General features: G+C 70.8%; 12 protein-coding genes. 8 read left to right on the top strand and 4 right to left on the bottom strand.

Features of this window, described 5'->3' with window-relative positions; translation table 11 throughout:
- Positions 1–23: 23 nt before the first annotated feature.
- On the top strand, positions 24–545 hold the full coding sequence (locus ACZ52C_RS06895) for a regulator component (RefSeq protein ID WP_469073753.1): 522 nt from the start codon (positions 24–26) through the stop codon (positions 543–545).
- Positions 532–1,692 (top strand): MAB_1171c family putative transporter, encoded by a 1,161-nt coding sequence (locus ACZ52C_RS06890; protein ID WP_469073752.1) that lies wholly within the window; start codon positions 532–534, stop codon positions 1,690–1,692. The genes ACZ52C_RS06895 and ACZ52C_RS06890 overlap by 14 nt, the downstream gene beginning before the upstream one ends.
- 17 nt (positions 1,693–1,709) lie before the next feature.
- On the opposite strand, the gene ACZ52C_RS06885 is transcribed toward ACZ52C_RS06890, so the two are convergent.
- Positions 1,710–2,531, bottom strand: coding sequence for an SDR family NAD(P)-dependent oxidoreductase (locus tag ACZ52C_RS06885; protein ID WP_469073751.1), 822 nt, complete (start codon positions 2,529–2,531; stop codon positions 1,710–1,712).
- Between the two features lie 207 nt (positions 2,532–2,738).
- Here ACZ52C_RS06885 and ACZ52C_RS06880 point away from each other — a divergent pair, with 207 nt between their 5' ends.
- Together ACZ52C_RS06880 and ACZ52C_RS06875 are read left to right on the top strand one after the other, a co-directional pair.
- Positions 2,739–3,509, top strand: a complete 771-nt coding sequence (locus ACZ52C_RS06880) for a TSUP family transporter (RefSeq protein WP_469073750.1) — start codon at positions 2,739–2,741, stop codon at positions 3,507–3,509.
- Positions 3,506–4,489 carry a hypothetical protein gene (locus tag ACZ52C_RS06875; protein ID WP_469073749.1) on the top strand — a complete coding sequence of 328 codons (984 nt, stop codon included), beginning with the start codon at positions 3,506–3,508 and terminating at the stop codon, positions 4,487–4,489. Before ACZ52C_RS06880 ends, ACZ52C_RS06875 begins: the two co-directional genes overlap by 4 nt.
- Positions 4,490–4,519: 30 nt before the next feature.
- Here ACZ52C_RS06875 and ACZ52C_RS06870 read toward each other — a convergent pair whose 3' ends face one another.
- From ACZ52C_RS06870 to trhA, 3 genes are all read right to left on the bottom strand, one after another.
- A complete protein-coding gene (locus ACZ52C_RS06870; protein ID WP_469073748.1) occupies positions 4,520–5,245 on the bottom strand; it encodes a Mut7-C RNAse domain-containing protein in 726 nt (241 codons plus the stop codon).
- Positions 5,246–5,278: 33 nt separating this feature from the next.
- Positions 5,279–5,938, bottom strand: coding sequence for a TetR/AcrR family transcriptional regulator (locus ACZ52C_RS06865; protein ID WP_469073747.1), 660 nt, complete (start codon positions 5,936–5,938; stop codon positions 5,279–5,281).
- A gap of 188 nt (positions 5,939–6,126) precedes the next feature.
- On the bottom strand, positions 6,127–6,885 hold the full coding sequence (gene trhA / locus ACZ52C_RS06860) for a PAQR family membrane homeostasis protein TrhA (RefSeq protein WP_469073746.1): 759 nt from the start codon (positions 6,883–6,885) through the stop codon (positions 6,127–6,129).
- 348 nt (positions 6,886–7,233) lie between these two features.
- Between trhA and ACZ52C_RS06855 the strand changes: the two genes are divergently transcribed.
- From ACZ52C_RS06855 to ACZ52C_RS06840, 4 genes are all read left to right on the top strand, one after another.
- On the top strand, positions 7,234–9,060 hold the full coding sequence (locus tag ACZ52C_RS06855) for a phosphoenolpyruvate carboxykinase (GTP) (RefSeq protein ID WP_469073745.1): 1,827 nt from the start codon (positions 7,234–7,236) through the stop codon (positions 9,058–9,060).
- A 352-nt stretch (positions 9,061–9,412) separates the two neighbouring features.
- Positions 9,413–10,402, top strand: a complete 990-nt coding sequence (locus ACZ52C_RS06850) for a serine/threonine-protein kinase (RefSeq protein ID WP_469073744.1) — start codon at positions 9,413–9,415, stop codon at positions 10,400–10,402.
- Complete coding sequence (locus ACZ52C_RS06845) at positions 10,389–10,907, top strand: hypothetical protein (RefSeq protein WP_469073743.1); 519 nt, start codon at positions 10,389–10,391, stop codon at positions 10,905–10,907. Before ACZ52C_RS06850 ends, ACZ52C_RS06845 begins: the two co-directional genes overlap by 14 nt.
- Before the next feature lie 176 nt (positions 10,908–11,083).
- On the top strand, positions 11,084–12,292 hold the full coding sequence (locus ACZ52C_RS06840; RefSeq protein WP_469073742.1) for a hypothetical protein: 1,209 nt from the start codon (positions 11,084–11,086) through the stop codon (positions 12,290–12,292).
- The last annotated feature ends 21 nt before the right edge of the window (positions 12,293–12,313 follow it).

Below are 12,313 nucleotides of genomic sequence, written 5' to 3'. Positions count from 1 at the left end.
GCCGAAGCGGATCCCGCCGAACGATGAAGAAGAACGACAAGTACGTCGCACTGCGGCGAAAATGCCAGGCCACCCTCGACGACCTCGGGGTGCCGAGAACCGGTTCCCTCGGAGAGATCCTCCGCTGGGTCCAGGACCGCCGGGGCCGTCCGCTCGTCCTCCGGGAACTGCCCGAGCAGATCGCCGCGGCCGGTGCCTGCGGGCTGTGGATCGGCACGGACGACGCGGATTACGTGTTCTACGAACCCCGCGCCGCGGGACTGCACCAGGAGCACATCATCCTGCACGAGATCGGTCACATACTCACCGACCATCATCGGGGCGACACGGCCGTGGCCGCCGAGCAGGTCGGTCAGCTGCTGGGCGGCCTCCAGCCCCAACTGGTCAAGCGCCTGATGGCCCGCACGAGTTACACGACGGCCGAGGAACAGGAGGCCGAGATGATAGCCAGTCTGTTGCGCAGCGGCAGCAGGCCCGTGCGCCCCGGCGGCCGGCTGGGGCGGCTCGGTGCGTTCCTGGGAGTCCCGGTCGATGGAGCTGAATGACATCGCGGACCGACTCGGTCTGTGGAGCATCCTGGCTCTGTGGGCCGCCCTCGTCTGGCGGGCACGGCCGGCGCTTCGCCACCGTCACCAGCGGGGACTCTGGCTCACCGTCCTGGCCGCGGCGGTGGCCACCTCTCTCTTCCAGCCCGCGGTCGTCACCCTGGTGACGGGCCTGGGCGCCGACACCCACATGATCGTCCTGACCCGGAACCTGATCGGCGTCCTGAGCGCCGGACTGGTCCTGCTCTTCGTCATGGACGCCACCCACGGCCGTGGCCCGCACATCGCCGTGGTGACGGGGATGGCGGCGGTGGTGGTCGCCCTGTCGCTGCTGGGACTGTTCGAAGGGGCGCCGCCGGGCGCGCGGTCCGTCCAGAGCCCGGCAGCCCCGTCGACACCGTATGTACTGATCCTCGCCGGTGCCCATCTCGCCGGAGACATCGCCGCCGTCGCCGTCTGCCGGAAATACGCCCGGCGTACGAAGGATCATGAACTGAGCTGGTCCCTGCGGCTGTTCGCGGCGGGCAGCTGCCTCGCCGTCGTCTTCTGGACCGGCTATCTCGTCCACCACTACGTCTCCACCCCGGGCGGAATGGACGCCCTGTCGGTCGTCATCAGCGTGCACGGTCTCCTCCGTGCAGTCTCCCTGTCGGTGCCCACGGTCTTCGCGCTGGGCCGGGCCGCGGTGTCCCTGCGGACCGTCTGGGTGCTCTGGCCCCTGTGGCGCGACCTGACCGGCGCCGTACCCCATGTGGTCCTCGTCCCGCCGCGAAGGAGCCGGATCCGGCAGGTGCTGCACCCCCAGGGGCCGCTCGCGCTCCAGGCCCATCGGCAGACCATCGAGACGTACGACGCGATTCTGGAGCTACAGCGCTACGTCCCGGCGGGTGCGTACGAGCGGGCGGGCCGACGGGCTCGCTGCGCGGGCGTCGGCAGCGACCGCCTCGACGCGGCGGCGCTGGCCGGCGCGCTCGTCGAGGCCCGACAGGTCCGGCTCGACGGGACGGCGCCCGCCGCCGGCCCCTGCCCGCTGCCGGGCCTCGACCAGGGCACCCTGACGACGCTCCTCGTCCTCGCGGGTATGTGGCCGTCGACGGCGGACGCGGTCGGCCGACGGCCCCGGGCACGCGCCGCCCGCCGGCCGTGACCCGAGCCGTGCCGCGGTCATCGCCCCTCGGGGTTCCGGGCTTCGATACGGAAGTCGAAGGCGAGCGTTCCGGGATCGAGCGCCGTCGCGCCGCCGTCGACGGTCAGCACCGCCCCGTTGACGTACGAGGCGGCCGGAGACAGCAACCAGCCGACCGCCTCCGCGACTTCGGCCGGGTCGCCCGGGCGCCCCAGGGGCAGTGGCCGGGTCGCCTCGTCGTAGGCGGCCTCCACGCCCCCGTCGCCCAGCCCGGTCTCCGCGGCGAAGCGCGCCATCCGCCGGTCGGCCATCTCGCTGCGCACCCAACTCGGGCACACGATGTTGGCGCGCAGGCCTTGTCGTCCGTAGTCGACGGCCAGGGAGCGGCAGAGCTGGAGCAGGGCGGCCTTGGACGTCGCGTACGCGGCGTTGCCGGCGCCGTTGCGCAGGGCGGACACCGACGCGACGGCGACGACGGACCCGCGCGACGGCAGCAGATGGGGGATCGCCGCACGCAACAGCAGCAGGGGCCCGGTGACGTTCGTGCGCATCACGTCCTCCCAGTCCCGCATCGACAGGTCGCCGACGGCGCCACCGCGGCCGATGCCCGCGTTCAGGACGAGCCCGTCCAGCCGTCCGTAGGCCGCCAGGGCCGCGTCGACCAGGCCCGCGGCGGCGTCGGGGTCCCCGACGTCGGACGGATGGGCGAGGGCCCCGGTCTCCTCCGCCATGCGCAACAGGGGATCGGGGCGCCGCCCGGAGGCGACCACATGGTGACCCTCCTTCCGTAACAGCCGGACACAGGCGGCCCCGATGCCCGTGCCCCCGCCCGTCACGATGACCACACGCTGTTCCACCACGTTCGTCGAGCCTCTCTGTTTTCGGAGCATCACTACGAGTGACTTGATCATAGGTGCAGCTTTTTCGGCCAACTCCGCCGCCCTACAGGGGAGATGTCCCCTCAGGCAACTAGGTTGCTCTTGCAAGTAATATGCATCAAGCTGTTAAGGTCCTTACGGCCCACCGGTGCTCATCGGTGGCTCGATGGACGGCAGGGAAGGACCGGGATGGATCCAGAGATAGTCGCCGCGCTTCTGGTGGCCGCGACCGCGGCCGGGTGGGTGGACGCCGTGGTGGGGGGTGGCGGGCTGATCCTGATCCCGACGCTGCTGGTGGCGTTCCCGACCATGGCACCCGCCACCGTGCTGGGCACCAACAAACTGACGGCGATCACCGGCACCAGCGTCGCCGCCGTCACCTATGCGCGGCGCACCAAACTGGACCGGTCCGTGGCGCTGTCCGCGGCCGGACTCGCGATCCCCTCCGCCGGGGTCGGCGCCCTGTCCGCCTCGAGCCTGCCGGCCGACTGGTTCCGGCCCTTGATCATGGCCCTGCTGGTCGGCGTGGCGGCGTTCGTGACGTTGCGCCCGAGCTTCGGATCCGTGATCGAGACCGCCGACGCGGTCAGCCGACGACGCCGGCTGATGGCCATCGCCGTCGCGGGCTGCGGCGTCGGCTTCTACGACGGTGTCTTCGGACCCGGTACCGGAACCTTCCTCATCATGAGCTTCACCGCCCTGCTGTCCATGGAGTTCCTCCAGAGCTCGGCACTGGCGAAGATCGTGAACGTGGGGACGAACTTCGGCGCGCTCACCGTCTTCGCCATGCAGGGCCACATCCTGTGGACCCTCGGGGCCGGGATGGCCGTCTGCAACATCGCGGGAGCCACCCTCGGAGCCCGCACCGCGCTGAAGCGGGGCTCCGGCTTCATCCGCGGCGTCCTGCTCGTGGTCGTCACCGGGTTGGTGATCAAACTCGCGGTCGACCAGTTCGGATGAGGTCGACGCGCGAGGCGGTACGGACGCACGACCCCCAGGGCCGGCTCCTTCCCGACGTGGTGGGGCTGGGCCGGGTGGGCGACCTCGGCCCCCTGCGCGCCGAGTTGACCGCGCTGCGGTCGGCGGGCGCGCCGTCGCCCGACGCGGGCAGCCACCAGGTGCTCACCCTGCACAGCCCCGGGGGCGATCTCCGGCGTACCGGGTTCGCGGGGCCGGGACTGCGGACGTTCGCCGCCACCCGGTGGCTGGACCGGATGCCCCTGCTCGCCGGAATTCTCCGGGGCCTGCCCGCGCCGCTGCGTTCCGTGAACCTGGTGACCATGGCCCCGGGGGCCGTCCTCTCCGACCTCCGGACGGTCAAGAACGGCCCGCCGTGGGGCCTGTGCCGGCTGTACCTGCCGCTGGCCGGCGGAGCGGGGTCCCTGGCCGTGTTCGTGGACGGCAGGAGTCACTGGCCGCCGGGAACGCTGTGCTTCGCGGCCTCCTGGCGGCAACACGCCCTGGTGAACGGCGGGGCCGGGCAACTCGTCGTCGCGGTGATCGACCTGCACCACACGGCCGCCCTGGCCGACCTCTTCCCCGCGGATCTCCAGCCCCGTCTGCGCAGCCCCGCAGTGCTGGAACACCGCCCCGAGATCCCCTTGCCCCCGGCCGAACTCCACCGCTTCACCTGCCGTTTCCCCCTGCCCGAGGCCTTCGTCGACTGGGAGGAGCCCGGGCACTTCCTGGCGCGCGGCGCGCGACGGAACGTCGTCCCGGCCGAGATCGTCGTCCACGAGGGCACGCTGCGGCTGGTGACGGACGGCCGGCCGTTCTGCGCGCTGGAGCACCTCGGAGACGACGTGTTCCGCATGCGCGGGTGGAGCGAGGAGCGGACCCTGCGGCTGCGGGGAGCGGGGCGCCCGGCGACCGTGGTGCTGGAGGCACGCGAGGGCATGAACGCCTATCGGACATCGTTGTCCACGGCGGGGCTCCCCTGACCTGTCCGGTCGGGGTCCAGGGCGGCCCGGCTACCTCCCGCGCGTCTCCAGCGCCTCCCGCACGATCGCTTCCAGTTGTTCGTGGTGCGCGCCCTTCCAGTACGCCCGGCCGCAGGTGTCGCACTGGGCGAAGACGTCGTACGAGCGTTCCGTGCCGCCCTCCAGGCGGTCCGCCACCTCTTCCTTCGTGGCCGGTTTCAGGAGGCCGTTGCAGGCGGTGCAGCGGGTCCAGGGGTGGAGGGACGGGGCGAAACGGGCCAGTACGTCGCGGAGTTGTTCGTCCGGCTGGGTGCTGTAGACGTACGCCCCGGCCCACAGTTCGCGGCGCCGCAGCAGACCCCGGTCGCGGCTGAGCATCACCCGTCGCTCGGTGGCGGAGAGCGTGGCGAGGGCCGGGTCGCCGAGGTCCGTGGACTCGTACGCCGCGTCGACGCCCAGCAGGCGCAACCGGCGGGCCAGGGTGCCGAGGTGGACGTCGAGGAGGAAGCGGAGCGGGGCGCCCGGGACCTGCTGGGGGCGTTCCACCGGGCGTACGGTCACCGACTCGCCGTCGGCCGGGACGTGGGACACCCGGACCTCGCGGCCGTTCACGACCAGTGCGCCCACCTCCGTCAGCGGTACGCCCAGGGACTCCACGACATGGCCGAGCGTGGAGACCCCGTCGGTGGCCAGCGGCCTCGTCCCCGTGCGGTGGGCGTGGGGGACGAACAGGGCCAGTTCGGGGGCGACTTCGATATGGATCGCGGCGGGTTTCACCTGGTCAGGATGGCATGGGAGGCGGGCGGAGGCTCAGCGGTTTTCCGAGCCCAGGCCGTGCTGGAGGGTGTCCAGGGCGCGGTCCACCAGGTCGGCGAAGTCGTCGCGGTGGTCGTTCTCCGCCCAGTAGAGCGATGTTTCCAGCAGGCCGCCGATCAAGGACATCGCCCAGACCCTGACCTCCAGGCTGTCCGGGTCGCGGCCGGTGCGTTCGCCGATCGCGGCGCAGAGCACGCGGCCCGTGACCGACATGCTCTCCATCATGCGTGAGCGCACCGCCGGGACCTGGACCATCAGACGGGTGCGCAGCCGGGCGACCTCCGCGTCCTCCTCGACGCCCGTGCGGACGGCCTCCCGCATCACGTGCCGGATGCTGTCCGGCCAGGGTTCGTCCGCCGGGCGTCCCCGCAGTTCCTCCAGGAGGATCGGGTCGTACTCGTCGGTGAGGACGATGTCCTCCATGGTCGGGAAGTAGCGGAAGACGGTCGACGGCGAGACCTCCGCCCGGTCGGCGATCTGCTCGATCGTCGTGGCGTCGTAGCCCTGCTCCCGGACCAGCGCGTACATCGCCGAGCGGATCGTCTCGCGCGTCTTGATCTTCTTCCGCTCCCGCAGCCCGAGGCGGGGACGGTCGGCGGGGGGAGCGGGGGGCGCGGGGGCGGGAGTGGGGGTGGTGGGGCGTGCGGCCGTCATGCGGTCATTGTCGGGCATCGGCCTCAGGGGGAGCCAGGTCAGGGCCGTCGTCCCGCCCGGCCGTCCCCATGACGGTGCGCGCCGTGACGACCGCGTTCACGTCGTGGGCCAGGACGGCGTCGGTGGGCGCACGACGATGGCCACGGCTCGAGAGCCGTGGCCAGGGAGAGAGCGCGAGGAGTCGCGTACTACGCGTGCTGGTACGCCACCAGCGAGATCCCCACGTAGTGCGCGATGAACGCCGCCAGGGTCAGGGAGTGGAAGACCTCGTGGAAGCCGAACCAGCGCGGTGACGGGTCCGGGCGCTTGAGGCCGTAGATGACTCCGCCGACGCTGTAGAGGACGCCGCCGACGACCACCAGGACGAGGACGGCGATACCGCCGGTGCGCATGAAGTCGGGCAGGAAGAAGACCGCGGCCCAGCCCATCGCGATGTAGCAGGGGGTGTAGAGCCAGCGCGGGGCGCCGACCCAGAAGACCCGGAAGACGATGCCGGCGAGCGCCGCCGCCCAGATGCCCCACAGCAGCCACTGGCCCTTGGCGCCCGGCAGCAGCAGCATCGTCAGCGGGGTGTAGGTGCCCGCGATGATCAGGAAGATGTTGGCGTGATCCAGTCGGCGCAGGATGCCGTCCATGCGCGGGCTCCAGTCGCCCCGGTGGTACAGCGCGCTGACGCCGAACAGCAGGCAGGCCGTGAGTGTGAAGATCCCGCAGGCGATACGGCCGCGCGTGGAACCCGCGAGAGCGGTGAGCACCAGGCCGGCGACGAGGGCGGCCGGGAACATGCCGAGATGGAGCCAGCCCCGGAGTCTGGGCTTGATCTCGTCGGTGATCTGGTTGATCTCGTCGGTGATCTGGTGGGCGATCTGATGCGGTAGGGAGCGCGCGTCGGCCGGGCGGCCGTCGGCCGACGTCTCCTTGTGTGCATCGGGGACGGACGCAGTCATGTCTCGCATCGTACCTACGGAACCGTAACTTACGGGAGCGCGCGGACCGTTCGCGTATCCGGAAGTGGCCATCCTCTCACGCGGGGGCCCGCAGGGATGTTCGAACGCGCATTCCGCCACCCCTGGTGAGGTGGTGGTGACAGAGGGAAACCTCTTGGGCGAAATCGGGGGGAGTGGTGATGGTCACGATGCTCACGTGGGCGGCCCTCTGGACAGATGGGCGCTCCCATCGGATGATCAAATGAGTGCGGTCGGCACCGGATGAGCGCCCAGAGATCCAACCGTGAAGCATCCGGGTCGCAGCCCCCACGGGGCCTCCAACACAAAATCCCTCACTTAGGAGCAATCGTGGCGCGCGACATCGCGGCTCCCCCTTCAACCGTCCCGACCACCCACCGAGAACTCGTGGCGTGGGTGAACGAGATCGCCGAACTGACCGAGCCGGACAACGTGGTCTGGTGTGACGGATCCGAGGCCGAGTACGAGCGCCTGTGCGGGGAGCTCGTCGAGAAGGGCACCTTCCGGAAACTCGACCCGATCAAGCGCCCGAACTCCTACTACGCCGCGTCCGACCCGACCGATGTCGCCCGGGTCGAGGACCGTACGTTCATCTGTTCGGAGAAGGAGGAGGACGCGGGCCCGACCAACCACTGGAAGGCCCCCGCCGAGATGCGGGAGATCTTCCAGGGCGAGAAGGGCCTGTTCCGCGGCTCGATGCGCGGGCGCACGATGTACGTCGTCCCGTTCTGCATGGGCCCGCTGGGCTCGCCGCTCTCCGCCATCGGCGTCGAGATCACCGACTCCGCGTACGTCGCCGTCTCCATGCGCACGATGACCCGTATGGGACAGCCCGTGCTGGACGAGCTCGGCTCCGAGGGCTTCTTCGTGAAGGCCGTGCACACCCTCGGCGCCCCGCTGGAGCCCGGCCAGGCCGATGTGCCGTGGCCCTGCAACAGCACCAAGTACATCTCCCACTTCCCCGAGAGCCGCGAGATCTGGTCGTACGGCTCCGGGTACGGCGGCAACGCGCTGCTCGGCAAGAAGTGCTACGCCCTGCGTATCGCCTCGGTGATGGCGCGCGACGAGGGCTGGCTGGCCGAGCACATGCTGATCCTCAAACTGACGCCCCCGCAGGGCGAGTCGAAGTACGTGGCGGCGGCCTTCCCGTCGGCCTGCGGCAAGACCAACCTCGCGATGCTGGAGCCGACGATCTCCGGCTGGACCGTCGAGACGATCGGCGACGACATCGCGTGGATGCGCTTCGGTGAGGACGGGCAGCTCTACGCCATCAACCCCGAGGCCGGGTTCTTCGGTGTCGCGCCCGGCACCGGTGAGCACACCAACGCCAACGCGATGAAGACCCTCTGGGGCAACTCGGTCTTCACCAACGTGGCGCTGACCGACGACGGCGACATCTGGTGGGAGGGGATGACGGAGGAGACCCCGGCGCACCTGACCGACTGGAAGGGCAACGACTGGACGCCGTCCTCCGGGACGCCGGCCGCCCACCCCAACGCCCGCTTCACGGTTCCGGCCGCGCAGTGCCCGATCATCGCGCCGGAGTGGGAGAACCCCAAGGGCGTGCCGATCTCGGCGATCCTGTTCGGTGGCCGCCGGGCCACGGCCGTGCCGCTGGTGACGGAGTCCTTCGACTGGAACCACGGGGTGTTCCTGGGCGCGAACGTGGCGTCCGAGAAGACCGCGGCGGCCGAGGGCAAGGTCGGCGAACTGCGCCGCGACCCCTTCGCGATGCTGCCCTTCTGCGGCTACAACATGGGCGACTACATGGGCCACTGGGTCGACGTCGCCAAGGGCAGGGACCAGTCCAAGCTGCCGAAGATCTACTACGTCAACTGGTTCCGCAAGAACGACGCGGGCAAGTTCGTGTGGCCAGGGTTCGGCGAGAACAGCCGGGTGCTGAAGTGGATCGTGGACCGGCTGGACGGCAAGGCGGACGGGGTGGAGACGCCGATCGGCATCCTCCCGACGCGGGAGGCGCTGGACACGGAGGGGCTGGATCTCTCCTCGTCCGACCTGGACTTCCTGCTGACCGTCGACAAGGAGGTGTGGCGGGAGGAGGCGGCGCTCGTGCCCGAGCACCTCAACACGTTCGGTGATCACACGCCGAAGGAGTTGTGGGACGAGTACCGGGCGCTGGTGAGCCGCCTGGGCTGACGCCCTTTCGCTCCGCGGTCGGCCGGGTATGGGTTGCCCTGACCAGTGACTTTCTCCTTGGCCGACCGCGGGTTTTTTGTGTGCCTGTCAGCTCGGGGGTTGGGTTTCGTCGGCGAGTGCGGGTGGGTGGGGGTCGCTCGCGCAGTTCCCCGCGCCCCTGAAAAAGCGGGGCTGCGCCCCTGCTTTTTCGCCCGGAAATGGCCGTAGGCCTTTCAGGGGCGCGGGGAACTGCGTGACCAGCCCCCACCGGACGGACGCCTGGGGGTCGAAGGGGGCGAAAAGGGCTGCCGGGGGCCGGAATTCGCGGGACACTCGGGACATCCGCACCGAACCCCGAAATGAGGTGACCGGGGTGCGCACACCCGTAAGTGACCCCATGAAGATCGGCCCGTACAAGATAGTCGGCCGCCTCGGCTCCGGCGGCATGGGCTGGGTCTACCTCGGCCGCTCACCCGCCGGCCGAGAGGTCGCCGTCAAGGTCGCCCGCCCCGAACTCGCCGCCGAACCCGAGTTCCGCGAACGCTTCGCCCGCGAGGTCGCCGCCGCCCGCGTGGTCAGCGGCGCCTACACCGCCGCCGTCGTCGACGCCGACCCCACCGCCGAACTCCCCTGGCTGGCCACGATGTACGTCCCCGGCCCCTCCCTCTCGGAAGCGGTCCGCGCCGACGGCCCCCTCCCCGAGGCCCAGGTCCGCCCCCTCGGCGCCGGCCTCGTCGAGGCGTTGCAGGCCATCCACGCCGCCCACGTCGTCCACCGCGACCTCAAGCCGGCGAACGTCCTGCTCGCCCAGGACGGCCCCCGCGTCATCGACTTCGGCATCTCCCGCGTGGACGGCGCCCCCGGCCTCACCCGCGTCGGTGTCGTCGTCGGCACTCCGCCGTTCATGTCGCCCGAGCAGATCCGCGGCGACCGCGTCGGCCCGCCGAGCGACGTCTTCTCCCTGGGCGGGGTCCTGGTGTACGCGCTCACCGGCCGCCCCCCGCACGGCAGCGGGGAGGGCGTGCGCGTCGAGGTCGTACGGGGAGAGCCCCGGCTCGACGGCGTACCGCCCGGACTGCGGCCCCTCATCGCGCGCTGTCTGGCCAAGCGGCCCGAGGACCGGCCCCGGCTCGCCGAGATCCTGGCCGAGTTGGTGGAGGAGGAGACCCGCGTCGAGGTGTGGCCGCCGCCGCAGGTGGCCCGGACCATCGAGGTGCGGTACGAGGAGCTGAGGGAGCGTCATCTGCGCCGTACGACGAGTGAGTCCGTCCCCTCCTGCCTGCTGCTGCACGCGCAGGCGCTGCTCGACGCCGGGCTGACCGACGCCATGGTCGCCGGGGCGGTGGTCCGTGACGGTTCCTGACTCCTACCCGGGCCGTGACTCCTTCTCCGGTCGTGACGGTCGTGACGGTCGCGACTCGTATCCGGGGCGCAACGCCGAGATATACGACCTCGGTACGCACTGGCGGCAGTTGGTGCAGAACTGGGTGGCGCGGCGGAATTACCACACGGTCCACGACACCGTCTCCGTCTCCCTGCAATTCGATCTCCAGGAGGCGGGGCGGGTGGTCACGCTGCGGTTCATGACGACCAAGAGACTGCTCGTTGCCTTCGCGACGGACGGGAATTTCCTCCGGCAGGACCAACTCGCCATTGCCGCAGCCGCGTCGAACGCATGGAATACCGAACAATTGAACCCCATGCTTTCCGTGTGGGACGTCCGCGGGCCCCGCCCCTGTCTCGCCGGAGTCTGCGATCTGCCGTTGACATGTCGCATCACCCAGACGGATTTCGATGCCTTGGCCAATGACTGGGTGGAGCGGGCGCGGCAGATGTTCAGTCGTTGCCATCAGGTGTTCAAGTTGTGAAAGTGAAAAGCATACTGATCGAACGTCGGCGTAACTCGCCGTAATTCCATCGGCGGAATTCACCAAACCCTTCCGGCCGCCCGGCTGCCTGCTCCACTATGGGGTGGGCTTTTTCAGGGCCGCGGGGGCGTGCCTTTCAGGCCACGGGGGGTTGGGCGATGGGTGCGATCGGGCGTTTGTCGTTTCTCGGTGTGCTGCTGGGGTTGCTGGTCGGGCTGGTTCCCCCGGGGCCGTCGGTCGCGGCCGACGACCCGTGCCCGGACGACGGGTTCATGAAACAGCTGGCCTGCTGGGTCGGACGGACGGCCGAGGGACCCGTGGTGATCACCCTCAGGGAGCCGCTGGGCTACGAGGACCTCGGTGACGACCGCTCCACGGTCCTGGAGCAACTGAAGGACAGCACCCACCCGGTGGTGGTGCAGGTGCCGAAGGGCGCGCGCACGGGACAGGGCGGCACGGCGTTGCTCCTCGTCTTCGACGAACTGCTCATCCACCCCGACGCCACGATCGACCGGCTGACGGAACACACACGGGCCGACCTCAAGGCGAACGGTCTCTGTGCCGACGACAACCAGCTGTGCCGCGTGGTCAGCCCCGGCGAGGGGCGGTCGGCCAAGCTCAAGGGATCGGATCTGACGGACTTCGCCGCCGATCCCGACGCCAACAGCTTCACCGTCACCGAGGTCGACAAGGGCGGGAGCAGCACCCCCTCCACCTCGGCCGGCGCACTCGGTGGCCAGGGTGAAGGTGACGGCGACCAGGACGACAAGGCGAACAACGCGGTCGGCACCCCCGACGACGAGGACGCCGGATCCGGCTACAGCAGCGCCACCTGGACCGCCTTCTGGATGGCACTCCTGCTCGCGCTCCTGCTCCTCGCCTTCGTGATCGTCATCCGGAGGTCCAGGGGCCCGGTCGCCGTGGGGCACCGGGCGCCCTCTCCCGGCCGGGCGGTCGGCGGGTTCGGCGGGTTCGCGCGGGTCGCTCCCACCCGGACCACGCCGGCGCACGCGGCGCGCGGCGGGGGCGGCAGCGCCGGCGCCGGAGGGAACGGCAGCGGCGCGGCGGCCGGCCACGGGGGCGGTGACGGCGACGGCGGGGACGAGAGCACCACCCGGCTGCGGGTGGCCTCCGGGCCCCGCCACGGGCGGCAGGTGGGCGTCCGTGGCGGGGCCCGGACCGCGGTCGTCCGGACCGAACTGCACCCGCAGGGATACGTCGAGATCGACCGGGTGCTGCGCCGGGCGGTATGGGCCGAGCCGGGGCGACCGCCACCCGCGCCCGGCGGTCTCGTCGACGTCACCGACGCACCCGAACCCGACTCCGACGTCCTGTACGCCTTCCCGCCGACGGCGGCGCGGCACGCCAAGGGCACACCCAGGTGATCCCCACGGCGCCAGGCACCC

Source organism: Streptomyces sp. NPDC034049 (assembly GCF_055575575.1).
This window is presented reverse-complemented; position numbering and strand designations above follow the sequence as displayed.

Bases quoted from the DNA above. Each gene is read 5' to 3' on its own strand.
- ACZ52C_RS06895 (WP_469073753.1), top strand. From the start codon at position 24: ATGAAGAAGAACGACAAGTACGTCGCACTGCGGCGAAAATGCCAGGCC.
- ACZ52C_RS06890 (WP_469073752.1), top strand. From the start codon at position 532: ATGGAGCTGAATGACATCGCGGACCGACTCGGTCTGTGGAGCATCCTG.
- ACZ52C_RS06880 (WP_469073750.1), top strand. From the start codon at position 2,739: ATGGATCCAGAGATAGTCGCCGCGCTTCTGGTGGCCGCGACCGCGGCC.
- ACZ52C_RS06875 (WP_469073749.1), top strand. From the start codon at position 3,506: ATGAGGTCGACGCGCGAGGCGGTACGGACGCACGACCCCCAGGGCCGG.
- ACZ52C_RS06865 (WP_469073747.1), bottom strand. From the start codon at position 5,938: ATGACGGCCGCACGCCCCACCACCCCCACTCCCGCCCCCGCGCCCCCC.
- trhA (WP_469073746.1), bottom strand. From the start codon at position 6,885: ATGACTGCGTCCGTCCCCGATGCACACAAGGAGACGTCGGCCGACGGC.